This is a genomic window from Cupriavidus sp. C3SS-1 (genome assembly GCF_057073755.1).
This window is the reverse complement of record NZ_CP172701.1, coordinates 97,353-120,371: the sequence shown is the minus strand read 5'-3', so window position 1 is coordinate 120,371 and position 23,019 is coordinate 97,353. Positions and strand designations below refer to the sequence as shown.

Below are 23,019 nucleotides of genomic sequence, written 5' to 3'. Positions count from 1 at the left end.
CAATGCATAAGCACCTACGTTCGTCCCGCCGAAGCTTTGTCGGCGCAGCGGCCTTGCTGCTGGCGCTGGCGGGTGGCAATGCCATCGCGCAAGTCAAGGAGATCCCGATCGGCTTTGTGCTGCCGCTGTCGGGCGGCGCAGCGACCATTGGCAACCAGACCAAGCTCGGCGCAGAAATCGCCGCCGAGCAGATCAATGCCGCGGGCGGCATCAAGGCGCTGGGCGGTGCGCGCCTGAAACTCGTGTTCGCCGACAGCCAGTCCAAGCCCGACGTCGGCGTGGCGGAAACCGAGCGGCTAATCCAGCGCGAAAACGTGACGTTGATCGTCGGCGCGTACAACAGCGCGGTGACCTTCCCGGCCACTGAGGTCGCCGAGCGCTACAAGGTGCCCTGGCTGGTCACCGGTGCGGTCAAGGACGAAATCACCGAGCGCGGCTTCAAGTATGTGTTCCGGCCCAACAACAAGGCCATCTACGACGCGCGCGAGCAGCTCGACGCGCTCGATCTGCTCAAGAAAGAGACTGGCAAGGGCCCGAAGAACATTGGCCTGTTCTACGAGGGCACCGATTGGGGCCGTTCGCACGCCGCCAACATCAAGAAACTGGCGAAGGAGCGCGGCTATGCCATCTCGCTCGACGAGTCGTATCCGCCCAACCAGACCGACCTGTCGGCGCAACTGCTCAAGATTCGCAGCGCCAAACCGGACGCGCTGATCGTCGTGGCCTACACGCCGGACCACATCCTGTTCACGCGCCAGCTTGCCGAAAGCCGCGTGTATGTGCCCTATGGCATCCATTCGGTTGGCGGCGGTTCGGAGGATCCGAACTTCTACAAGGCGGTATCGCCCAAGGCGGTCGAGAACATGTTCGTGCAGGATGACTTCCAGGTCGACATTATGCGCGCCGCAAAGGATCCGGCCATGATCGCCGCCGATGCCAAGTTCAAGTCGGCGCTCGGTTATGGCATCAATTCCTACGGCGCACAGGGCGTGTCGAATGTCTACATCGTCAAGGACGCGCTGGAGCGCGCTGCCTCGATCGAGCGCGGGAAAGTGCGCGACGCCCTGGCTGCGACCGACATCAGCAGCGGTCCCGCGTTGATCACCGGCTACCAGCGGATCACGTTCGACGCGCATGGCCAGAACACCTATGCCCACGGCGTGATCTCGCAGAACCAGAACGGCGAGCGCCGCACGATCTGGCCGGCATCGAACCGGCTCGCCGGGGTGACGCCGGTGTGGCCGCTGCCCGCACCCGGCGTGCGCTGAGCGCCCGGCAGGACGGTCCGGCAGGCCATGCCGGACCGGATGTATCGCAACACGGGCGCTGCCCGTGCTTATCGAGATAGTGACATGGACCCAACCATTCTGGCCTACGCCGTGGTCAACGGCATACTGCTGGGCGGCATCTACGGCGGTATCGCGCTTGGCCTCAGCCTCATCTTCGGTGTGCTGAGGGTGATCAACTTCGCGCATGGCTCCTTCCTGATGCTCGCCATGTACTTGAGCTACCTGATCTGGTCGGCATTCGGCCTGCATCCTTACTTTACCGTGCTGTTCACCGTGCCGCTGCTGTTCCTGCTCGGATACTTCACCCAGGCGGTGGTAATCGCGCCGCTTTTCAGGCGCGAGGCCACCATGGTGGTCGAGCCGCTTGGTGCTTTACTGCTGACCACCGGCGTTTTCCTGGTGATCGACAACGGCATCCTGATGGCCTTCGGACCCGATGTACGCACGGTCGCCACCGACGCACTCAGCGGTTCGATCGACGTGGCATCGCTTCCGGTCAACGTACCGCGACTGATCGCGTGCGTGGCGGCGGTGGCGGTCGCGACCAGCCTGTCGTACTGGCTGCGCGCCACCGATACCGGCCGCCGTATTCGCGCCACCGCGCAGAACCGCGACGCCGCGGCGCTGTCCGGCATCAACGTTGGTCAGGTCTACAACGTCACTTTCGGCATCGGCGCTGGCATCCTCGGACTGTTCGGCGCGCTGCTGGTGCCGTTCCTGTCGGTATCGCCGACCACCGGACTTGGCTTCGGCATCAAGTCGTTCCTGGTGGTGGTGCTTGGCGGCATCGGTTCGATTCCGGGCTCGCTGCTCGGCGGCCTGGTGCTGGGCGTGTTCGAGTCGGTCGCCTCGCAGTTCGTCACGGCGACGTCCGCGTCGGTGTTCTCGTTCTGCCTGTTCATCATCGTCTTGCTGTTCCGCCCCAACGGGCTGCTAGGTCGCAAGTAGGGAGGCCATATCCATGACCATATCGAGGACCAATATCAACGCCGTGATCGGGATTCCGCTGATGGCCGTTGCCGCCGTGCTGCCGCTGTTCGTGCAGGACAGCTACGCGCTCCATTCGCTGATCATGATCCTCTACTTCGCCTACATGGCATCAGCGTGGAACTTTGTCTGTGGCTATGTGGGGCAGCTCTCGCTGGGTCATTCGGTGTTTGCCGGCAGTGCCGGCTATATCACCGTGCTGCTGTTCACCCAGCTGGGCGTGACGCCGTGGCTCGGCATGCTTGCCGGCGGGTTGGCCGCGGCGCTGCTATCTGTGTGCATCGGCTATCCCACTTTCAAGCTCAAAGGACCGTACTTCACGCTGACCACCATCGCTTTTGCGGAGATCGTGCGCATCTGGATCGAGAATACCGACGATTTCCTCGGCATTCCGCTCAAGGGCGCGCAGGGCCTGGTCATTCCGCCATCGCAGGCAGGCTGGCTGACGTTCCAGTTCGACGGCAAGGTGCCGTACTACTACATCATCTTCGCCATGCTGGTGGCGATGCTGCTGGCCACGCTGGCGCTTGAACGCTCACGCCTGGGCTACTACCTGAAGGCGATCCGGGGCGACGAAGCCGCCGCGCAAGCGGTGGGTGTCAGCACTACGCGCTACCCGATAATCGCGCTGGCCATCAGCGCATTCATGACCGGGCTGGGCGGCGCTTTCTATGCGCAGTTCTTCCGCTATATCAACCCCGAGAGGAACATGGGGCTGGACCTGTCGATCGACGCCGCCATCATGGCCATCGTCGGTGGCCAGGGCACCATCATCGGACCCGTGCTCGGCGCCTTCGTGCTGCATCCCATCGCCGAACTCGCGCGCGCCTGGTTCGCCGGCAAATTTCTCGGCCTGCACCTGGTGATCTATGGCCTGATTCTGATGGCTGCTGTGCTGTATTTCCCCAAGGGCATCATCAGCCCGCTCGAGCGACTGCTGCGCTACCGGCGCGCACCCCAGGCCCCGGCAAAGGCCGTCATGGCCAAGGACGCCTGAAGGAAGATCCATGGAACGCATTCTCGAAGTGAAATCGATCTCGAAGCGCTTCGGCGGCCTCCAGGCCGTCAGCAAGCTTTCGTTCTCGGTGGGCAAGGGCGAGATCCTTGGATTGCTCGGTCCCAATGGCGCCGGCAAGACCACGGCTTTCAACCTGATCGCCGGCGCGATCCAGGCCGATGAGGGCGACATCCTGTTCGGTGGGCAGCAGATCCGCGGCAAGCGCCCGCACCAGATATGCGCCAGCGGCATCGCCCGCACGTTTCAACTGTCCAAGCCATTCGGCGGGCTCAGCGCGCTGGAGAATGTCATGGTCGGCGGGTTTTCGCGCAGCCGCGTGCGGGCGCGTGTGCGCGACGAGGCCTACGCCTGCCTGGAATTCCTGGGCCTTGCCGCGCGCGCCGATACCGACGCCAGCGACCTGACTGCCTTCGACAAACGCAAGCTCGAACTCGGCCGGGCGTTGGCCACGCGCCCGCGGCTGCTCCTGATGGACGAAGTGGTGGCGGGCGCCACGCCCAGCGAGGCGGGCGAGATGGTCGAACTGGTGCGCAAGATCCGCGATACCGGCGTGACGGTGCTGATCGTCGAGCATGTGATGAAGGTCATCATGGGCTTGTCGGACCGCGTGATCGTGATGGAGCAGGGGCAACTCATTGCCGATGGGGCGCCCGCAGACGTGGTCCGCATGCCCCAGGTCCTCAATGCCTATTTCGGAGATGGCTATGCCAGCAGCAATATTTGAAGTGGAGGACCTGTGGTCCGGCTATGGCGAGCAGCAGGTCCTGCGCGGCATCAACCTATCGCTGGCGCCGGGCTCCATTACCGCGCTGATCGGCGCCAACGGCGCTGGCAAGACCACCTTCCTGCGCACCGTGTCGGGGCTGGTTCAGCGCAAGCGCGGCGCGGTGCGCATGGACGGGCGTGAGCTCGACGCGCGGGCGCCGCACCGGGTCGTGCTGGACGGCTTCGTCCAGTCGCCGGAGGGCAAGCAGCTCTTCCTCGGCATGTCGATCCTGGAGAACCTGCTAATCGGCGCCAGCAATCGGCGCGCGCGTGCGCGGCGCGCGCAGACGCTGCGTGAGGTGTACACGATGTTCCCCATCCTGGAGGAGCGCCAGCACCTGCCGGCCTCCACACTGTCCGGGGGGCAGCAGCAGATGCTGGCAGTCGGCCGCGCGCTGATGGCGCTGCCGCGCGTGCTGGCGCTGGATGAGCCTTCGCTGGGACTGGCGCCGATCATGGTTGACCGGCTCTTCGACAGCATCCGCCAGCTGCGCGAACGCGACATGGCCATCCTGGTGATCGAGCAGAACGTCAACCAGGTGCTGGCCATGGCCGACTACGGCTATGTCATCGAAAGCGGCAACATCGCGTTGTCCGGGCCAGGGAAGGAACTGCTCGCGAACCCGCACTTGCGCGCCACCTACCTGGGCGTGTAGCGCCCGTCTTTTCAACAGGGAGTGAGGCAGTATGAATCAACGGATTGCAGTGGTAACGGGTGGTGGGACCGGCATCGGCCGTGCCATCGCCGAAGTGTTCGCAGAGGATGGGCTGCGCGTCATATGCCTGGGCATGGACGCCGACGAGGATCTGCCGGGTGAGCTGGAGTTCCGGCGCGGCGACGTCACTGCCGCGGACGCGATGCGTGATGCCACGGCGGACCTGGATGCCGTGTCAGTGCTGGTCAACGCGGCCGGCATCATCCTGCACGACCGCAAGGAGTTTTCGCCAGAGGGCTTCCGAAAGGTGGTTGAAGTGAACTTGAACGGCTCGCAGTCAATGATCAGCGTGCTGGAAGAGCGACTGGCCGCGTCAGGCGGTGCCGTGGTCAACGTGGCGTCCATGTGGAGCTACTTCGGGTCGCCTAATAATCCAGCCTATACGGCCAGCAAGGCCGGCGTGCTGGGGTTGACGCGCGCCTATGCGGCGGCGTTGGCGCCCAGGGGCGTCCGGGTCAATGCCGTGGCACCGGGCTGGATCCGCACGCGATTGTCATCGGGCGCACTGGACAACCCCGAGCGCAGTGCGGCGATCATGGCGCGTATTCCAATGCGGCGCTGGGGCGCGCCGCGCGATGTCGCGCGCGTGGCGCGCTTTCTGTGCTCCGAGGATGCGGCCTATGTGACTGGCGTTATCCTGCCGGTGGATGGGGGGTTCGGCATTGCCTGATGCTGGGCTCGGGTCCGGTTGACGCGACCGCACGCTGTCAATCTGACCCTATCCGGCCTTTTCCGCTGGCGCGAAGTCGAGCTCGATCTTTGCGCCATCCGGATCACGAAAGAAGAGTTGCCAAATGCCGGTATCGATCTGTTTCGTGAGCGAGAAGGGGATCTCCAGCGACTGCAGGCGCTGCTGAAACCCCTCAAGGTTCCGGGCACTGAACGCCATATGGTCAAGCACGCCAGATGGCGATGCAGGAGCGTCCCCGGCGATCACATGCACGATCGCGGCATCGTTGCAGTACAACCACGCACCGGGGAAAGGTAGGTTGGGACGTGGGCCTTCGGCAAGCCCGAGCACTCGCGTGTAGAACTGCACACTGGATTGCAGATCTGTTGTCAGGACCGTGAAGTGATTCATGCCTGTGACTTCCATGGCGTAATCCTTGGTGATGTTAAATGATGCATGATATATCTTAATGGGGGTAGATCGAGATTTCGCCATTCGGAGAATCATTCCGATGCGGGGGAGTGCAGTGAGATGGATGCAGGACTTCTCCGACTTTATTGACGCCTCCCCGCTGGCACAGGCCTGTGAGCTCTCTGGAGAGCAAATCGCCCCGGGTCACGTTAGGATTTTCGCTAGATGGACGCCTCGGATCGAGGACGTCTTCGGACCGAGGATTGGTTTGCCGAATTTCTTGACTGAAGTCGCAATATGTTGGGCCGGCGCCTCCGCTTACGAGTTGTGCCACGTGCAGGAGTTCCAGATGCATCGTCAAGGGGGAATCCGGGAAGGGGAGATCGTCGTGGATGCAGTCCTAGGCCGGAGCCTTAGTCCGGGCTACACCAACGTCAGCGTCATACTCATCCAAGGAAGCGTCTTCAAGCCGATCGCGACTGCGACGGGGATCGTGCAACATCTGAGCTCAGGCCATCATGGGTAGATTGGGCTTTCCTACTTTCCAGACAAATTTCGCCATGTCGTATACCAGGAGACAGCATGAGTTGTGTAAGCGTTCAGTTTCTGTTTGATTTCGGCAGCCCGAATGCCTACCTGAGCCACAAAGTCATCCCAAGCATTGAGGCACGCCAGGGCGTCAAGTTTGAGTATGTTCCAATGCTTCTCGGGGGGCTGTTCAAGCTGACTGGGAATCGCTCTCCCTCTGAAGCTTTTGGGGGCATCAAGAACAAGCCGGAGTTTGGGCAACTGGAGTTCCGCCGCTTCATCGACAGGCACGACTGACAGCCTATCGGCGCAATCCGTTCTGGCCCGTCAATACGTTGCAGATCATGCGAGGCGCCGTTGCGGCACAGAAGCACGGGACCTTCATGCCCTACGTAAATGCCGTATTTGCGAACATGTGGGAACAAGGCTTGAAGATGGATGACCCCGCCGTCATCGCGGCAGCGCTAGATTCCGTAGGCTTGGACGGGGAAGCTTTCCAGAGCCGTATTGCAGATCCTGAGGTTAAACAGGTTCTGCAGGCGAATACGCATAACGCATTCGAGCGCGGCGCGTTCGGTTCGCCGACTTTCTTTGTCAACACCGAGATGTTTTTTGGGAAGGACCAGTTGCGAGATGTGGAGGAGGAAATTCAGCGCGCGCAGGCACGACTAGGGTAGGCATACTGCTTTCTGCGCGGCTCCACCGAAGTTGGTGCTCGCTAGAAAATTGGAGGATGGGCGATTCTGCGAAGCAGCAGGCCGCCCATCGCGATATCAACCTTCGCTTCCGATACGCCAGATCGACGCTCGTAATTCCTGAACATCCGACGCCAACGCACCATTCATTCAAAGGTTCGCTCAACGATCCATCGCTTGGGCAAAACAGCGAAGCCAACCTGCGCTTCATCGCGACGCACTACCTCCAACATAAAATCGAGCGTCGCCGCCTTGTCCATCAGCGCACGATGGTCATATCCCCCGTCGGTAAGGAAATCCTTCAGGCCAGGCCAGCGCTTCGTCCGGCGGCCCCTGATTAGCGAGCGCATCAGATTAGGACCAATCCCCACGATTGGCCTGGACGAACTTTTGGCTCACCGCACCATGATCGAGGACGCGATTGAGCAAGAAATTGAGCGACGGAAGTTTGGGGACCACTGGCGCCGACCGAAAGGCTCAATCGGCGGCAAGACCCCACACGATCGCGCGGCAGAGTAGGGCGAACGAAGACATCCAGAAGAAGCGAATTTCGCGCCGTAAGTGACGGAAGGACGGACCGCTCGTGCGGCGGCACTAACGCTCGTTGTCGTTGGCTGCTTCTACAGAGACCGGAAGTTTTTAAGCTATCGCTGTGTTCATGCGTAGTTCACATGAATAAAACGTGAGTGCGCATTGGACGTAACCCGAATGTCGCGCATATAGTTTTTTCAGACTCTAGCGGAATGTGACGTGACCAGATTTCGCTTTGTCGTACGCATATCGCTTCGCCAGAAGGTACTAGATCGAGACTCGGCAGGCCTAATCCAGCGAGCGGGTGCTATGGCAGCGGTGCCAGATACTGGAGTCTTCCACTCACCGTTTCAACTTCGCAAAAAGCGCTATGTCCCTTCCCACCATTCTGCAGAGCCGCCTTTCTCTGCCGGTCGTTTGCTCGCCACTGTTCATCATCTCCAATCCAAACTTGGTGATCGCCCAGTGCAAGGCCGGCGTGGTCGGCTCCTTTCCCGCGCTAAATGCGCGTCCAGGCCCGGTGCTCAACGATTGGCTGGACAGGATCACCACCGAACTGGCCGAACACGACGCCAAACATCCGGAACGTCCGTCGGCGCCATTCGCCGTCAACCAGATCGTGCACAAGACGAATGACCGACTCGAGCACGACATGGAAGTGTGCGTTCGCTACAAGGTGCCAATCGTAATCACTTCGCTTGGCGCTCGCACGGAGGTAAACGACGCGGTGCACTCGTATGGCGGTATCGTACTGCATGATGTCATCAACAACACCTTCGCGCGAAAGGCCATCGAGAAAGGCGCTGACGGTCTGATCGCGGTTGCCGCGGGTGCTGGCGGCCATGCCGGAGTCCTGTCGCCGTTTGCGCTGCTGCATGAAATTCGCGAGTGGTTCGATGGCCCGCTGCTACTATCGGGCGCTATCGCCAGCGGCAGCGGCATCCTTGCAGCGTTGGCCGCAGGTGCCGACTTGGCCTTGTAGGCTCCGCATTTATCGCCACCGAGGAAGCCAACGCGCTGCCCGCCTACAAGCAGATGATCGTCGACAGCAACGCCTCGGACATCGTCTACTCGAACCTCTTCACCGGCGTGCACGGCAACTATCTGCGCCAGAGCATTGTCAATGCTGGGCTTGATCCCGCAGCGTTGGAGGAATCGGATTCTTCTAGGATGAATCTCAGCACCGGCACATCCAAAGCCAAAGCGTGGAAGGACATTTGGGGCGCCGGGCAGGGCGTGGGCGCCATCAAGCAGGTAGTGCCGGCTGCCGATCTGGTGCATCGCCTTGCCCAGGAATATGTGCAGGCACGCCGACGACTGGGGCTTGTGCGACAAATGGCGCACATCAGCGGTGCCATGGCAGCCGATTTAGCATGATTGCGTGATTTGCGTCATCGTGGGCAGTCCGCCGCATTCAAGGCCGGGATGCCATTTTCTTCGCACCGGCAGATGCGGAGTCTTGTCGCGGGCTACCACGCGGAAGGACTGCACTGGGATGGGCGGGCACGACGACCACCTGCTTAGCGCGGCGGGGAGTCTGCCTGTCAGGTAGCGCGCTTTTTCGATTGTTTGGCGCCAGCGGCAGTCGCGAATGACCCTTGCATTCTAAGACGGTCGGTCATATTATCTTCCGTGTTCCTTGTACTGGGGCACTAACAAAATCGCCCAGCGATGCCACCTACGCGTCGATGTAGGTTGCACTTCGGCTTTAGCTCGCAGGGCCTCGACAAACCTCGGAGTAAGCAATTCATGGGTGTACAGACCGAAGCTTTTCTCGCGGACGCTTTGTTCCAGCCAATTCGGCTGGGCAAGCTCGAGCTCTCCAACCGTATGGCAATGGCGCCTCTGACGCGCAGCCGCGCCGACGACAACCTGGTGCCGACCGATATGGTGGTGGAGTACTACCGCCAGCGCGCCAGCGTTGGTCTGATCATCGCCGAGGCCACACAGATTTCGGCGACCGCTCAGGGCTACACCAACACACCCGGCGTCTACACGCTGGAGCAAATCGCTGCATGGAGGAAGGTGACCGATGCGGTACATGCGAAGGGCGGAAAGATCTTCCTACAGATCTGGCACACCGGTCGCATGTCGCACGCGCATTTCCAGCCGGATAACCAAGCGCCGGTAGCCCCGTCGGCAATTGCTGCCAAGGCCAAGACGTACATCAATGGTCAGGGCTACGTCGAGTGCTCGGTGCCGCGCGCTCTGGAGACGGCTGAGATCGCTGGCATCGTCGATGACTTCCGCGTGGCAGCAGCCAACGCCATCCGGGCCGGTTTCGATGGCGTTGAAATCCATGGTGCTCACGGCTACTTGCTGGATGCGTTCCTGCGCGACGGCACTAATAAACGTACTGACGCCTATGGTGGTAGTATCGAAAACCGCGCCCGTTTCCTGCTGGAGGTCATGGCCGCAGTGATCGAAGAGATTGGCGCCGAGCGGACCGGCGTGCGTCTGGCACCGGTCTCGCCGGTCAACGACGCGCTAGAGAGCAATCCGCAGCCATTGTTCGAGCACGTCGTACGCGAACTCGATAAGTTGCACCCGGTGTATATCCACATCGTCGAGGGCCATACCGGTGGCCCCCGCGACAACGTGGCATTCGATTATGCAGCACTGCGCCGTATATACACCGGTGTATGGATGGTCAACAATGGCTATAACAAGCAAATGGCCGAGGAGGCAATCCGTAGCGGTCGCGCCGACATGGTCTCATTCGGCCGCAAGATGATCACCAACCCCGATCTACCACGCCGGTTCCGCGAAAATAGGCCACTGAACGAGCCCTTTGAGGACGTTTCACTCTATGGTGGGCACGGTGCACACGGGTACGTAGACTATCCGGAGCTTGGCTGACACGCCAGCGTCCCGCGATACAAGCGGCACTGGCAAGGTTCATCTTTTGCACTCGCTATGTAGTTGGCTTCCCGGGCGTTCTTCTCGACCGTCCGGGAGTTGATTGACGGGATGGACGATGGGGCGTCGACAGCCCTACACCAGATTGAACATTTCAGGGCTGAAATCAGTATTGCATCGCCAGACTTGATTCCAAGGCTGCGAAGACCAGCAACTCGATTTGCTCCATCGCCCAGTTGTCGAAATGGAGTACGTGTCACGTCAGCGATGAATTCGCCTTATCAACGCTCAAGCAGTGACACCTCCGCCAAGACCGTGAGAGGCGCCAATCTCTGACCTGGGAACAACTGTGCTCTCACGGTGTAGCAGGCCGGTTAAGTGCTCGTTGCGATCCGCTGGATCCAGATGCGGGGGGCAATACGAACTGACGCTGGATGTGTTGCAGGCGACGGGGCGTTTTGAGCCTGCCGCCGCCCTCTGCTGATCCGCTACCGCAATGCCGAAGAACTGGCCTAGGACACGGAGGGTAAGATGCCCGCCAGGCTGCGACGGGTGGCAATGCTCGGCAGCCAGCCGAGTTTGCTCGGCCGCAGACGGATATCTCCTCCAGCTTCGACCGTGGAGCGGATTGCGCTTATCTTGCCCGCATACCGGGCGGCGGCTCGAGCTATCTTAAAAGAAGTGCCTAACCCCGACGTGCAGAGATGCCTGCGAACGATTCGAGGAAGGGGCGAATATGAGCATCTGAGCTACTAGCGGACCGCCAGCGCCGTTCGTGCCACTAACCTCTTCATAGGCGGCCGAGAAATAGACGTCAGTTGTCTTTGAAAGGAAGTAATCGGAAGATGCCGAGATGGTGCCAAGTCCTGCCTTATTCTTAACGATCGTTCTATTGTAATCTAACCCTAACACCATGGATGGAATAACACTCCATTTTAATCCTAGCTCATAAGTTCTTCCTACGGTTTCCGATCCATAAATACGTGCTTGGGTTATTGTGCCGTGAATAAGGAGCGAACCAAAATCGTATGACCCACCGATTGCAACATTGTCTTGATGATCGACGCGACCAGGTGTGCCGAAGGGGTTCGCCTGTGGTTGTAGCAGAACATCACTACCGCTAACGTCATAAAGCCGCTGTCCTCCAAGTCCGACACTTAAGCCGCCCGTTTCATAGTTGATACCGATGTCAAAGGCGCTGCTCTTAACAATGCTTCCGGCCTTCCCTCCTAAAGAGAAGGACGAACGGAACGTAAGCCCGTTAAGATCTGGCGATAAGTACTTAATAACGCTGTTGTACTGTGTTCCGAATACGTGATCATAGCTTCCGGGGTGCACAGATGGATATCCAGGTCCATATATGAGCATACTTGAGGTGTATCGTCCGATGGTATCACTCAAAGCACTGGTATCTCGACCCATGCTGATCATGCCAAATGCGCCAGAAAATGTTACAAAAGACTTCCTGGAAAATGCGAGTCCGGCAGGTGATTTACCGCTGTCTAAGTTAAACCCAGATTCCAGCCTGAATCCGGCGCGGTATCCTCCACCTAAGTCCTCGCTGCCAGCGAGTCCCCAACGGGATTGTGTAATCATTCCGTCCTGAAGTGCGAACTGGGATCTTCCGCCGGAATTCGATACATACACCGGTCCAATGTCAAGAATCCCGTATATAGTTGAAGCGGCAGTAGCGCTTTCGGCACCAAACGCAATAGGGATGGCGAAAATTAGTAATTTTTTTTTCTTCATTGTCTCCAGCCGTCAGCGCGCACGGAATCTATCGACATAGATTCTGCGCAAATAACGCGATCATAAAGATCGCTATGAAATTCTCCACAGCGCGTTTCCGCGCTCGCATCTGGCCATGCGTCTTGGGACGCGCCGGCGATTCGGTGGTGGATAAGATTAACTTGGTCGCACAATCGTCTCGGCTACCAATAGTCGGACGTTATCTCTTTGTCTTCCACGGTCCCATAAATCCGAATATCGTGGGGGACGGAGAAGTTAGCGACTCAGAGGATCTTGCTCATTGAAGAGAGCGTGTATCAGCCCGTGTTTCGACGTAGTTCCGGCTCTGTAGGGGGGGCTGCGCCAATCCACCCAAGATAAGCCGCGGGAAAAATCGCAATTTTTGCCAAGAACGCTTGACAGGTGACGAGGTTCGAGGGGCCGCCGGCCTGCTTGCGCTGGCTGTTTAGCGCAAGCAGGGCGGCGGCCAATAGAAGATCATTCTCGATCCTCGCTTGGCTCTGATGCCCCTGTCTGATCTGTTCGCTACGCTTACCCAATATCTGCACACCCAGGTCTTTCGCGATCTTGCCCGTCATGCCGAATATCCGGCTGCATTCACCCGTCAGCGTAAGCTCACCCTGCCAACACTGATCACCTTTATGCTTGGCACCTTGCGCATGGGGGTACAAGCCGAACTCGATCAATTCTTTGCCGCACTCGCCCGCCAAAATACCTTGTGCCGAGGCGTCAGTGAACAAGCATTCGCCCAGGCTCGCAGCAAACTCAGCGGCGATGTCTTTGCTCACCTCAATGACTGGCTGCTTCAGCAAGTGTCCAAACATTTGCCGCGCTGGCACGGCTTCCGGCTGGTCGCCGCGGACGCCTCACACCTTCGTTTTGCCATCCGCCACAGCCATCTCCCTCGAGCCGCCACCCGCGATCAACTCGCCTTCGGCCTGTACCTGCCCGAGGCCGAGATCATGCTCACCGCCTCATTGCACAGCGTGCACGAGAACGAACGCCAGATCCTGTTCGAGCATCTGGACCGCCTGCAATCCGACGACTTGCTTCTCCTCGACCGCGGCTACCCCGCTCGCTGGCTGGTGGCCGTGCTCAACCAACGAAGCATTCCTTTCTGCATGCGCGCAGACGGCAGCGGCTTTGCGGCCGTACAGCGCTTTGTGCGCTCTGGCCGGGACGAGGCCATCGTCAGGCTCCCGGCACCAGCCCGCATCGACGCGCGCGACTATGAGTGTGCGCCTACCCCGCAGACCGTTCGGCTGATCCGGCAGATCTCGCCAGCCGGCAAGGTGCGCGTGCTCATCACCAATCTGCTCGACATGCAGCGCTATCCGGCGACCACCTTCCGCGATCTCTACCATCAACGCTGGCGCCTCGAGGAGGCGTTCAAACGCCTCAAGCACCGCATGGCGCTCGAACATCTGTCCGGACTCTCACAGTTGGCCGCCAGGCAGGACTTCGGCGCCAAAATCCTCAGCGACAACCTGCACGCCCTATGCTGCCTCAGCGCCGCGCAGGAACACGAAATTGACTCGGACCATCGCATCAACCGAACCTTTGCCATCACCGCTCTCAAACCTGTCCTGTCAGCGGCGCTGCTCGGCTTGCGCTGGGCCAAGGCTGCTCTGAATGAGACCTTGGCCTTGATCGCAACACGTACCCATCGCGTGCGGCCGGATCGCGCTAAGCCACGCCCGCCTCGCCACAAACCTCATCGACATGCTGCTTACAAGGCTTTTTGATGCCTATTTGGGCGGTGCTTATCTTGGGTGGATTGGGGGCTGCGCCCCCCAAAAGTCCGCCGTCAGTACTACCGATACGAAGCCTGGCAATCTATCGCCCCGATTTCTCGAGGGATGCAGAACGAAAGGCAGTGGCTCGCGCGCCACTGCCCAACAAGATGTCTGGGAAATGATGAAAAGAGCCCTAATATCTATGCACCATATTTAGGATGGTCGGGCTTCGATGTCGATCCTTTCGCTAGGCCGTACCAATTATTGTCTACGCAGCTTTCATGTTCACGAGAGTTGCGGTCGACCGACAGATATGACCGCCCGCCTACCCGGTTGGCGATCCACGCCCAAATGGTTTGTCAGTTTTCGATGGTAGGCCAAACTGCGTCCACCGTGGAGGCAGTAGTGGCTTTCTGTTGAATGGTCAGAATACGCCATCCATCCGCTCGCCTCATCATCATAAAGTTAACGACATGTCGTTCAATCTCCGAGTCATCGATTCGGCGGCGTGACCAGATCACTTTTATCTCAGCACTATTGTTATTAAATACCGTAATTTTCTGATCAGGGACGGCTGTGTGGTGATAGCCCGCCGCCTTTAGGCGAGCGTGAATCGGCTTAAGGATGTTGGCTACGTCTGATTCAGTTGTGGCAAGGACTGGCGGAATATCGTCGATGCTGACCCACAGTGGTGCACCCCAATATTCTGTAATAAAGGAAGAGTCTTCACCTCGTTCGCCAGCCTTAACCCAACGCGGAATATAGTCGTCGAAGAACCACTCACGAACTTCAGCTAGGGTCTTTTGCCGCTTATCGTCCAGTTTCGCGACATTGTTGGCTTGTACTTTGGTATCCGCCTGAGGTTGTTCTAAATGTGCGGCAAACGTCATGTTTGCCGCAGCTACCAGCGTAGCCGCGGCTGCAACCGTGAATACGGTTCTGGTCGATTTCTTCATCTTGTCTCCAGTTGACTCAAATATCTGTCGGTCTTGCGTAGTAGGGCATTTGTTTGACTTTGCTCGTGTACGCCGGACGGTTTCGTAACTTGGTTGCAAGCGATCTGCACTCATAAGCGGCAGATCGGTGCTCCTTCAGAAGCCCGCCGTCAATAATATGACCGGTCGCCTTAAAAAGCAAGAGTATGTTGCTGCCGGCCTAGTGGGGCGCCTTCAAAGGGGCATACAAAGTTAGGCTGCTAGCCACAGGACGCACTCGAGGTTGCTGCACCAGGTACGGGGCCAGCGTGACGCGATTGGTGTAACGCCATTGCTAGAAATGGCTACGGCTGCATTGAAGGCTGGTACTGGCGCCAAAAACTGCGGAGATCTCGCCATCGCAAATGGCCATCTCTCCCGGAACATCACCAGTGGAAACACGAAGGAGATGTGGCCCAGGCGGCCGCACGCAGCCCGAAGTGCTTAGCCGGCAAGTTGCCCTTGACTCCCTCCTCAACATGAAATATCGTTCGTTAACTAAACGGTAGTTAACCAATGGGGGATGCGAGAATGGTTGCGAAAGAACAGAAGGTAGCGCTCGTAATTGGAGCGGGAGACTCGACAGGTGGTGCGATTGCCCGGCGTTTTGCCGCAGGAGGGATGGTTGCCTGTGTAACGCGCCGGTCAGCGGATAAGCTCGAACCTTTGGTTGACTCCATTCGCCGTGCAGGCGGCACAGCCTACGCTTTCGGAACGGACGCACGCAAGGAAGAGGACGTTGTCGCGCTCATCGACAATATCGAGTCGGAGATCGGACCGATAGAGGTTCTCGTGTTCAACATTGGCGCCAACGTACCGTGTTCGATCCTCGAAGAAACGGCGCGCAAGTACTTCAAGATCTGGGAGATGGCCTGCTTCTCTGGCTTCTTGAATGCTCGAGAGGTTGCCCGGCGCATGGTTAAGCGGCAGCGGGGTACCATCCTCTTTACCGGTGCGACAGCAGGTTTGCGCGGTAAAGATAACTATGCAGCGTTCTCAGGTGCTAAGCATGCTCTGCGCGCGCTTGCGCAAAGCATGGCGCGTGAACTCGGGCCGAAGAATATCCACGTGGCACATGTTGTGGTCGACGGTGCGATCGACACGGAGTTCATCCGCACGAATTTTCCAGATCGTTATGCATTGAAAGACCAAGGCGGCATTCTGGATCCGGACCATATCGCCGAGAACTACTGGTACCTCCATTCGCAACCGCGAGATGCCTGGACGTTTGAGTTGGACTTGCGTCCCTGGATTGAGAGTTGGTGATTGAACGGGGATCGCGGGATCCAGGGACGAGGTGTTCAGAGTGTTTTCAGTTTAGAAGAAAAGCGGTGCAGCGTTGTGATGCGCGATCAATCATGCGTCGATCAGTTTCGTGCGTTTAAGTCTTAGTCATATCTTCCACTAGGAGAGCAGTGTGCGTGAAGCAGTTATTGTTTCAACGGCACGGACCGGCATCGGTCGTGCCTACAAAGGTTCCCTGAACAACACGAAATCGCCCACCCTCGTCGGGCACGTTCTCGCGCACGCAGTTCAGCGCGCCGGGATCACTGCGGAAGAGATCGAGGATGTCGTGATCGGTACGTCGATGGCTGGAGGTACCGCTGGCATGAACATCGGCCGACTAGGTGCCTTAGCCGCCGGACTTCCTATTAGCGTCGCGGGTCAGACCATTGACAGACAATGCGCTTCTGGTCTGATGGCGGTGGCTACTGCGGCTAAGCAGATCATCGCTGACGGTATGGATGTGGTGGCAGCAGGCGGGCAAGAGAGCATTTCGCTGGTGCAGGACCGCTTTGTTGAATGGATGGCGAGTGCGGCCGATTTGGCATTGATCGAGCGGGCTCCGCACGCCTATATGCCAATGTTGCAGACAGCAGAACTTGTCGCTAGAAAATATGGAATTTCCCGGGAAGCGCAGGATGTCTACGCGGCCGAGTCGCAGCGTCGAACCGCGTTGGCCCAGGAGAGAGGTCTCTTTGAAGCTGAGATCGTACCGTTCAGGACGTCGATGGCAACTCAGGACAAGGACACGGGGCAGATTAGCTTTCGTGATGTAGTACTGGATCGCGATGAGGGGAATCGTCCCGATACGACGGTGGAAGCGTTGGGAACGCTCAGGACTGCCATTGAAGGCGGCATCGTGACCGGCGGAAACGCAAGTCAGCTATCAGATGGTGCTTCTGCCTCTATCTTAATGGATAGCCGCTTAGCCGAGCGCCGCGGCTTGCAGCCCCTTGGAATCTACCGGGGCATCGCTGTTGCTGGCTGCGCACCGGAGGAAATGGGTATCGGCCCTGTCTTCGCGGTCCCGAAACTCTTGGAACGACATGGCCTAAAGGTTGGGGATATCGGTCTGTGGGAACTGAATGAGGCGTTCGCATGCCAGGTCATCTACTGCCGTGATCGCCTGAATATTGATCCCGAGCGCTTGAACGTCAATGGGGGAGGTATTTCTATCGGCCATCCGTACGGCATGACCGGGGCAAGACTTGTCGCTCACGCACTTATCGAAGGCAAGCGCCGTGGCGAAAAGTATGTTGTCGTCACGATGTGTGTCGGTGGTGGGATGGGGGCGGCGGGACTGTTCGAAGTAGCGTAGCGGCCCCTAGATCGTGGCTTGCGGCAGCGACAACCTCGCATTGAGCTTGACTGTGATGTCAAAACAGCCACGTTTCATTCGGAGATGCTTATGAAAACCACAATGTCACATACATCGAACAACAATTCACGGATGTTTTCCCTCTTTGTATTGAACACAACCGTCGAGCTAGCAGGTGTCATTACGCTTCCTGCGTATTCAGAAGACGATGCGCGGGCAAAGTTTGAGGCCTCCCGGTCTGCTGACCAACACTTGCTATCGGTAAGGCCTGAATTTTCACCAGCCTGACAGTCCCGGAGATGCTGTCGCCGGTCCTGGCGCGGTGGCGTCAACCCGCACACGTCTCGCCAATGCGGCACGCTCTGTGAAGACGTTCCCGAGTGATTTCACTATTCTCATTGTTCAGGAGACACCATGAGCGGCTTAAGTGTCCAGTTTCACTTTGATTTCGGCAGCCCGAATTCTTACCTTAGTCACAAAATCATCCCGGCTATTGAATCTCGCCAGGATGTCAAGTTCGAATACGTTCCGGTGCTTCTGGGGGGCCTGTTCAGGCTGACCGGAAATCGGTCTCCCGCGGAAGCCTTTGGAGGAATCAAGAACAAGCCGGAGTTTGGGGAACTCGAGATGCAACGCTTCATCGCCAAGCACGGGCTGACCGCATACCGACACAACCCGTTCTGGCCCGTCAATACGTTGCAGATCATGCGTGGTGCCGTAGCTGCCCAGAAGAACGGTACCTTCATGTCCTACGTGAATGCCGTCTTCGCGACAATGTGGGAGAAGGGGTTGAAGATGGATGACCCTGCCATCATCGCCGAAGCACTGGATGCTGCCGGTCTGGATGGCAAGGGCTTTCATGAGCGCATTGCAACTCCTGAAGTCAAACAGATTCTTCTTGCAAACACGGAGGCGTCGTTTTTTCGCGGGGCATTTGGCTCGCCGACTTTTTTCGTAGGTAAGGAGATGTTCTTCGGAAAAGATCAGTTGCGGGATGTAGAGGAGGAGATTCAGAAGGTGAGAGCAAAGTAGGAATGGTTCCGTATTGAGTTAAGGCCCGGAATCATCAAAGAAGGTCGAACAAGAGAAGCGAAGAGGAGACAACTATGGAGCGCCGTTCATTTTTGGCGACTGCAGGTGGCGCATGGCTGGGCGGGCTGACACTTGGCATCCCTCTCGCCGTAGCGCAAGAAGCAAGGAAGTATCCGAGCAAAGTCATCCGCGTGGTGGTGCCATTTCCTCCTGGCGGAGCGACCGACAATCTCGCACGCGCCATCGGACAGGGGCTCTCGAAGGCGACGGGGCAGGTAGTAGTTGTCGACAACAAACCTGGAGGATCAACTATTGTCGGCTCAAGCGCTGTCGCTCATGCGGCGCCTGATGGCTACACGCTCTTGCTGACCCTCAGTGACGCCTTGACGCTAGTGCCGTTCACGATCAAGACGCCGTACGACCCGATCCGAGACTTCACGCCAGTGGCGCAGGTGGCTCGCACACCCGGTGTGATGTACGCGGATCCGGCCGTTCCCGCCGGGGATCTAGCAGGGCTCATAAGTTGGATGAAGGCTCATCCAGGGAAGGCAAACTTCGCGTCGATTGGTCCTGGCACGTCTTCTCACTTCGCAGGGCTGCTATTCAATCAGCTGGCAGGGGTGGATATGCGGCATATTGGCTACAAGGGCTCTGCGCCCGCGCTCCAGGATTTGCTGGGGGGGCAGGTTCAGGTGATGTTCGATACCCTGTCGAACGGCATGCCGTACGTGGAAAAAGGGAAACTGCGTGCCATGGCTATCACCAACCCTACAAGGACGAAGTTTGCGCCAGGAGTCCCGACATTCAGAGAACTGGGATACCAAGGCATGGAGCAAATTGCCGCCAGCTTCGACCTGTACGCGCCACGAGGAATGGGCAAAGACCTGGTGGTTCGTGTCAATGCGCTTGTGAACGAGGTGCTGCACGCGGCTGTGTTCGCCGAGCGGTTCGAGCAGTTACGGCTACTGCCACCCAATATCGACGATGCAGATAGCCTCGCCAAGCAGCTTGGCCGGGATCGGGAGAGGTGGGAGGCATTCATTCGCAATCTCGGCTATAAGCCGGAGGTGTAGTCGCTTTTTTATCGCTGGAATCGACTCTGAACCGGGGCGGGCCGCCCCGAACAATCATGCGGAAATGATTACAACAACACCAGGATATGGAGACATGAGCGAGATTCAGCCCCTTTCTCAGTTGCAGTTGCAGGAGCCACCACCTCAGCCTGCAATCAGCACTTTCGTTAGCCTGCCTGATATGATCCACCACCTTGCAGCCGCACGTGGGGAACATCCGGCCATCCTTTGCAATGGCGAGGCGGTCAGCTTCAACGCGTTGGATGCGATGATCGATCGCTTTGCCGCGTCACTACAGCGCGACGGTATCGCTCCGGGCGATGCCATCGTGATCTGCGCCGCTAGTTCCGTTCGCTACGTCGTTGCCTTTTTTGGGGGCCTGCGTGCCGGGGCAGTGGTGGCGCCACTGTCGCCTGCGGCACACCCTGATGACCTGGCCAGCATGATCGCTAACGCAGAGGCCCACCTTGTCTTCGCCGACGGCCCGGTTGAGCAGGCTCTGGCGAGGGTGACGCTGCCTGAGGAGGGACGCGTCATCCGGATTGACACAAACCTCTACGACATGTGGCTCGTCCCCAGTGGCACCGTGCCGAAGCGGATTGACATCCAACCGGAGTGGGCATTCAACATCATATATTCGTCCGGCACAACCGGCGTGCCCAAGGGAATCGTTCAGTCCCACGCTATGCGCCACGCATACACCGTCCGCAGCGCCGAGCGCGGCTATGGGCCCGACGCAATTACCCTGACCTCCACACCACTGTACTCAAACACCACACTGGTGAGCGTCTTTCCGACGCTGGCGTTGGGCGGCACGGTCATCCTGATGCCGAAGTTCGATTCGGCTGAGTACCTGGAGCTGGCGGAGCGATACCGTGCCACCCACACCATGCTGGTTCCGGTGCAGTACCGGCGCCTGCTAGAACATCCGGACTTCGACCGTCGCGACCTATCGACGCTGCGCACCCGCTTTTGCACCAGTGCACCGTTCTCTGCCGACCTAAAGGCTGAAATTCTGCGACGCTGGCCAGGCAAGCTTACAGAGTTCTACGGCATGACCGAGGGCGGGGCGACATGCGAGCTGCGTGCTGACGAGCATTCAGACAAGCTGCATACCGTTGGAAAGCCGATCTCCGGCGATGAACTGCGCATCATTGATTCGGAAGGTCGCGAGCTCAAGCTGGGTGAAGTTGGTGAACTCGTCGGCCGCTCACCCGCAATGATGACGGGTTACTATAGGCAGCCGCAAAGGACCGCCGAAGTGGAATGGTATGACAGTGAAGGCAATCGCTTCATTCGCACAGGCGACGTCGGCCGCTTCGATGAAGACGGCTTTCTCGTACTAATGGACCGCCGAAAGGACATGATTATTTCCGGTGGCTTCAACATCTATCCGAGCGACTTGGAGCAGGTGCTTTCTAGTCACCCCCATGTGTCCGAGGTGGCGGTGGTTGGCGTGCCGTCGGCGCGTTGGGGCGAGACCCCCGTCGGCTTCGTCACGCTGCGCACCGATGCACGGAATTCTGCTGCCGAACTGCTGGTGTGGGCCAACGAACGCCTCGGCAAGATGCAACGGCTGGCGGACTTGGTGGTCGTCGATTCGCTGCCGCGCAGTCCCATTGGTAAGGTTTTAAAGCGCGAATTGCGCGACGAATTCGATCGGCCGGTCGCTTGATGACTTAGACGTTACGCGCCTCTCGCATTCGATCAGGCCCGCGAGAATCGCCATTCCAGCGCGTCAGGCTGAGCATTGGCCTGGGTAGCGGGTGTGCATGGCGATGAGATGACACCCCCTTAACTCTAATCCAACCACGAGAATATTATGAAGACTCGTATTACGGAGCTGTTTGGCATTCGCCATCCCATCATTCAGGGCGGTATGCATTATGTCGGATTCGCAGAGCTTGCGGCCTCCGTTTCGAACGCCGGTGGCCTTGGCATCATTACGGGTCTGACACAACGAACGCCGGAGCTACTGGCACGCGAAATTTCTCGCTGTGCTGCCATGACCGACCGGCCTTTCGGCGTCAATCTGACGTTTCTGCCAACTTTCGATGCTCCGCCATATGCAGAATACATAGCAGCGATCCGCGAAGGCGGAGTGCGAATCGTCGAGACCGCCGGCCGCAGTCCGGAAGAGTTCATGCCCTTACTAAAGGAAGCCGGTATCAAGGTAATTCATAAGTGCACTTCAGTACGCCACGCACTGAAGGCTGAAAAAATTGGCTGTGATGCGGTTAGCGTCGATGGCTTCGAGTGCGGAGGACATCCAGGCGAAGACGATATACCAAACATGATTCTGCTGCCCAGGGCGGCAGATGAACTGAAGATTCCCTTTGTGGCTTCAGGCGGCATGGCCGACGCACGCGGCCTTGTCGCTGCCCTGGCGCTCGGTGCCGATGGGATCAACATGGGAACCCGTTTTGTTGCTACCGAGGAAGCGCCGGTACACGAGAACGTAAAGGAAGCCATCATCAACGCGTCCGAACTGGATACGCGTCTTGTTATGCGGCCACTGCGCAACACAGAGCGGGTGTTGAACAACGCAGGTGTCGAGCGGATCCTGGATATCGAGCGTGAAAAGGGAAAGGATCTGCAAATAGGTGACATTTATGACCAGGTCGCCGGTGTCTATCCCAAAATCATGGTTGACGGCTACATGGATGCAGGCGCGTGGAGCTGTGGCATGGTAGTAGGCCTAATCCGGGATGTCCCCTCAGTACGGACGCTGATCGACCGGATCATGGAGGAGGCCGAGCAATTGATCACGCAGAGGTTGGGGAATTTCCTGTCGACACCCGTGGCTAGCTAAACGACGTAAGTCATTGCTTCTAGGACTCCGTTGGCGCTGAAACTTGCTTGGCGGGGTGTCAGCGCCTCTTCATTTTCCTTTCAGACGAATGCCTATGGTTTAGAAGCGCGCGTCTGCACTGAATTCCCATGTTCCGCACCACGCCGTCGTTGGAAAGACATCGAGAAGCTTTGCGCGGAGATGCGGCGAGCCGCGCATTGACCTTGCTTGGGCAGCGCTGGGTCCTGCTGATTTTGCGCGAAGCTATGTGCGGTCTGACCAACTACGACCAGTTCCAGAAGACCCTCGGTATTTCTCCGGCCACGCTTAGCCGGCGACTGCGCTCGTTGGTCGGGCAAGGGATTCTGGAGCGCCGTGACACCGAGAGACAAGGGCGGCAGTCTTATCACCTGACCGAGCGTGGCAAGGCCTTGCTGTCAACTTACGTCGCAATCACTGCTTGGGCGGAGCAATGGCTGTCGCAGCCAGGACATAACGAGCCAGTGATGACATGCCCGGTCACGCAAAGGTTCATTGTCGCATCAGGTTGTCCCGCGACGTCGGCTGCCCGATAGTGGCCGAGGATCTTGTGG

At 58.6% G+C, this 23,019-nt stretch carries 18 protein-coding genes and 3 pseudogenes; 17 read left to right on the top strand and 4 right to left on the bottom strand.

What is annotated here, in order from left to right; genetic code table 11:
• Nucleotides 1-2: 2 nt before the first annotated feature.
• The 6 genes from ACIGJC_RS29080 (at nt 3) to ACIGJC_RS29055 (ending at nt 5,445) form a co-directional block, all read left to right on the top strand.
• Nucleotides 3-1,268: an ABC transporter substrate-binding protein gene (locus ACIGJC_RS29080; protein ID WP_483714999.1), complete on the top strand. Its 1,266-nt coding sequence runs from the start codon at nt 3-5 to the stop codon at nt 1,266-1,268.
• Nucleotides 1,269-1,352: 84 nt separating this feature from the next.
• Nucleotides 1,353-2,237 (top strand): branched-chain amino acid ABC transporter permease, encoded by an 885-nt coding sequence (locus ACIGJC_RS29075; RefSeq protein ID WP_483714998.1) that lies wholly within the window; start codon nt 1,353-1,355, stop codon nt 2,235-2,237.
• Nucleotides 2,238-2,250: 13 nt separating this feature from the next.
• Nucleotides 2,251-3,273, top strand: a complete 1,023-nt coding sequence (locus tag ACIGJC_RS29070) for a branched-chain amino acid ABC transporter permease (RefSeq protein WP_483714996.1) — start codon at nt 2,251-2,253, stop codon at nt 3,271-3,273.
• A 10-nt stretch (nt 3,274-3,283) separates the two neighbouring features.
• The gene (locus ACIGJC_RS29065) at nt 3,284-4,018 is read left to right on the top strand and encodes an ABC transporter ATP-binding protein (RefSeq protein ID WP_483714994.1); all 735 of its coding nucleotides are present in this window, start codon (nt 3,284-3,286) and stop codon (nt 4,016-4,018) included.
• Complete coding sequence (locus ACIGJC_RS29060) at nt 3,999-4,715, top strand: ABC transporter ATP-binding protein (protein ID WP_483714992.1); 717 nt, start codon at nt 3,999-4,001, stop codon at nt 4,713-4,715. Before ACIGJC_RS29065 ends, ACIGJC_RS29060 begins: the two co-directional genes overlap by 20 nt.
• Before the next feature lie 31 nt (nt 4,716-4,746).
• Nucleotides 4,747-5,445, top strand: a complete 699-nt coding sequence (locus tag ACIGJC_RS29055) for an SDR family NAD(P)-dependent oxidoreductase (protein WP_483714990.1) — start codon at nt 4,747-4,749, stop codon at nt 5,443-5,445.
• A gap of 48 nt (nt 5,446-5,493) precedes the next feature.
• Here ACIGJC_RS29055 and ACIGJC_RS29050 read toward each other — a convergent pair whose 3' ends face one another.
• Nucleotides 5,494-5,871 (bottom strand): VOC family protein, encoded by a 378-nt coding sequence (locus tag ACIGJC_RS29050; RefSeq protein ID WP_483714989.1) that lies wholly within the window; start codon nt 5,869-5,871, stop codon nt 5,494-5,496.
• 567 nt (nt 5,872-6,438) lie between these two features.
• On the opposite strand from ACIGJC_RS29050, the pseudogene ACIGJC_RS29045 reads away from it, so the two are divergent.
• A pseudogene (locus tag ACIGJC_RS29045) lies at nt 6,439-7,061 on the top strand (DsbA family protein).
• A 41-nt stretch (nt 7,062-7,102) separates the two neighbouring features.
• Here ACIGJC_RS29045 and ACIGJC_RS29040 read toward each other — a convergent pair.
• Nucleotides 7,103-7,399: pseudogene (locus tag ACIGJC_RS29040) on the bottom strand (transposase); the annotation flags it as partial.
• Nucleotides 7,400-7,980: 581 nt separating this feature from the next.
• On the opposite strand from ACIGJC_RS29040, the pseudogene ACIGJC_RS29035 reads away from it, so the two are divergent.
• Both ACIGJC_RS29035 and ACIGJC_RS29030 read left to right on the top strand, forming a co-directional pair.
• Nucleotides 7,981-8,987 (top strand): annotated as a pseudogene (locus ACIGJC_RS29035) (NAD(P)H-dependent flavin oxidoreductase).
• 372 nt (nt 8,988-9,359) lie between these two features.
• Nucleotides 9,360-10,469: an alkene reductase gene (locus tag ACIGJC_RS29030; protein ID WP_483714987.1), complete on the top strand. Its 1,110-nt coding sequence runs from the start codon at nt 9,360-9,362 to the stop codon at nt 10,467-10,469.
• A gap of 672 nt (nt 10,470-11,141) precedes the next feature.
• On the opposite strand, the gene ACIGJC_RS29025 is transcribed toward ACIGJC_RS29030, so the two are convergent.
• The gene (locus ACIGJC_RS29025) at nt 11,142-12,218 is read right to left on the bottom strand and encodes a porin (protein WP_483714986.1); all 1,077 of its coding nucleotides are present in this window, start codon (nt 12,216-12,218) and stop codon (nt 11,142-11,144) included.
• A gap of 503 nt (nt 12,219-12,721) precedes the next feature.
• Between ACIGJC_RS29025 and ACIGJC_RS29020 the strand changes: the two genes are divergently transcribed.
• Complete coding sequence (locus ACIGJC_RS29020; RefSeq protein WP_483715189.1) at nt 12,722-13,963, top strand: IS4 family transposase; 1,242 nt, start codon at nt 12,722-12,724, stop codon at nt 13,961-13,963.
• 350 nt (nt 13,964-14,313) lie between these two features.
• Here the strand turns inward: ACIGJC_RS29020 and ACIGJC_RS29015 are convergent, their stop codons facing one another.
• Nucleotides 14,314-14,910, bottom strand: coding sequence for a DUF6841 family protein (locus ACIGJC_RS29015; RefSeq protein ID WP_483714984.1), 597 nt, complete (start codon nt 14,908-14,910; stop codon nt 14,314-14,316).
• Between the two features lie 549 nt (nt 14,911-15,459).
• Between ACIGJC_RS29015 and ACIGJC_RS29010 the strand changes: the two genes are divergently transcribed.
• The 7 genes from ACIGJC_RS29010 (at nt 15,460) to ACIGJC_RS28980 (ending at nt 23,001) form a co-directional block, all read left to right on the top strand.
• Nucleotides 15,460-16,194: an SDR family oxidoreductase gene (locus ACIGJC_RS29010; RefSeq protein ID WP_483714982.1), complete on the top strand. Its 735-nt coding sequence runs from the start codon at nt 15,460-15,462 to the stop codon at nt 16,192-16,194.
• Between the two features lie 151 nt (nt 16,195-16,345).
• Nucleotides 16,346-17,530, top strand: coding sequence for an acetyl-CoA C-acyltransferase (locus tag ACIGJC_RS29005; protein WP_483714980.1), 1,185 nt, complete (start codon nt 16,346-16,348; stop codon nt 17,528-17,530).
• A gap of 414 nt (nt 17,531-17,944) precedes the next feature.
• Entirely contained in the window at nt 17,945-18,562 is a 618-nt protein-coding gene (locus ACIGJC_RS29000; RefSeq protein WP_483714979.1) for a DsbA family protein, read from the top strand.
• Between the two features lie 74 nt (nt 18,563-18,636).
• The gene (locus ACIGJC_RS28995) at nt 18,637-19,635 is read left to right on the top strand and encodes a Bug family tripartite tricarboxylate transporter substrate binding protein (protein WP_483714978.1); all 999 of its coding nucleotides are present in this window, start codon (nt 18,637-18,639) and stop codon (nt 19,633-19,635) included.
• A gap of 94 nt (nt 19,636-19,729) precedes the next feature.
• Complete coding sequence (locus ACIGJC_RS28990; RefSeq protein WP_483714977.1) at nt 19,730-21,310, top strand: class I adenylate-forming enzyme family protein; 1,581 nt, start codon at nt 19,730-19,732, stop codon at nt 21,308-21,310.
• 147 nt (nt 21,311-21,457) lie between these two features.
• Nucleotides 21,458-22,447 (top strand): NAD(P)H-dependent flavin oxidoreductase, encoded by a 990-nt coding sequence (locus tag ACIGJC_RS28985; RefSeq protein ID WP_483714975.1) that lies wholly within the window; start codon nt 21,458-21,460, stop codon nt 22,445-22,447.
• A 128-nt stretch (nt 22,448-22,575) separates the two neighbouring features.
• On the top strand, nt 22,576-23,001 hold the full coding sequence (locus ACIGJC_RS28980; protein WP_483714974.1) for a winged helix-turn-helix transcriptional regulator: 426 nt from the start codon (nt 22,576-22,578) through the stop codon (nt 22,999-23,001).
• Nucleotides 23,002-23,019: the final 18 nt, after the last annotated feature.

Excerpts from the sequence above, each read along its gene's own strand:
- ACIGJC_RS29060 (WP_483714992.1), top strand. The coding sequence starts at position 3,999 with ATGCCAGCAGCAATATTTGAAGTGGAGGACCTGTGGTCCGGCTATGGC.
- ACIGJC_RS29030 (WP_483714987.1), top strand. The coding sequence starts at position 9,360 with ATGGGTGTACAGACCGAAGCTTTTCTCGCGGACGCTTTGTTCCAGCCA.
- ACIGJC_RS29055 (WP_483714990.1), top strand. The coding sequence starts at position 4,747 with ATGAATCAACGGATTGCAGTGGTAACGGGTGGTGGGACCGGCATCGGC.
- ACIGJC_RS29010 (WP_483714982.1), top strand. The coding sequence starts at position 15,460 with ATGGTTGCGAAAGAACAGAAGGTAGCGCTCGTAATTGGAGCGGGAGAC.
- ACIGJC_RS28995 (WP_483714978.1), top strand. The coding sequence starts at position 18,637 with ATGGAGCGCCGTTCATTTTTGGCGACTGCAGGTGGCGCATGGCTGGGC.
- ACIGJC_RS29025 (WP_483714986.1), bottom strand. The coding sequence starts at position 12,218 with ATGAAGAAAAAAAAATTACTAATTTTCGCCATCCCTATTGCGTTTGGT.
- ACIGJC_RS29065 (WP_483714994.1), top strand. The coding sequence starts at position 3,284 with ATGGAACGCATTCTCGAAGTGAAATCGATCTCGAAGCGCTTCGGCGGC.
- ACIGJC_RS29070 (WP_483714996.1), top strand. The coding sequence starts at position 2,251 with ATGACCATATCGAGGACCAATATCAACGCCGTGATCGGGATTCCGCTG.
- ACIGJC_RS28980 (WP_483714974.1), top strand. The coding sequence starts at position 22,576 with ATGTTCCGCACCACGCCGTCGTTGGAAAGACATCGAGAAGCTTTGCGC.
- ACIGJC_RS29080 (WP_483714999.1), top strand. The coding sequence starts at position 3 with ATGCATAAGCACCTACGTTCGTCCCGCCGAAGCTTTGTCGGCGCAGCG.
- ACIGJC_RS28990 (WP_483714977.1), top strand. The coding sequence starts at position 19,730 with ATGAGCGAGATTCAGCCCCTTTCTCAGTTGCAGTTGCAGGAGCCACCA.
- ACIGJC_RS29050 (WP_483714989.1), bottom strand. The coding sequence starts at position 5,871 with ATGGAAGTCACAGGCATGAATCACTTCACGGTCCTGACAACAGATCTG.
- ACIGJC_RS29020 (WP_483715189.1), top strand. The coding sequence starts at position 12,722 with ATGCCCCTGTCTGATCTGTTCGCTACGCTTACCCAATATCTGCACACC.
- ACIGJC_RS29015 (WP_483714984.1), bottom strand. The coding sequence starts at position 14,910 with ATGAAGAAATCGACCAGAACCGTATTCACGGTTGCAGCCGCGGCTACG.
- ACIGJC_RS29000 (WP_483714979.1), top strand. The coding sequence starts at position 17,945 with ATGAGCGGCTTAAGTGTCCAGTTTCACTTTGATTTCGGCAGCCCGAAT.
- ACIGJC_RS29075 (WP_483714998.1), top strand. The coding sequence starts at position 1,353 with ATGGACCCAACCATTCTGGCCTACGCCGTGGTCAACGGCATACTGCTG.
- ACIGJC_RS28985 (WP_483714975.1), top strand. The coding sequence starts at position 21,458 with ATGAAGACTCGTATTACGGAGCTGTTTGGCATTCGCCATCCCATCATT.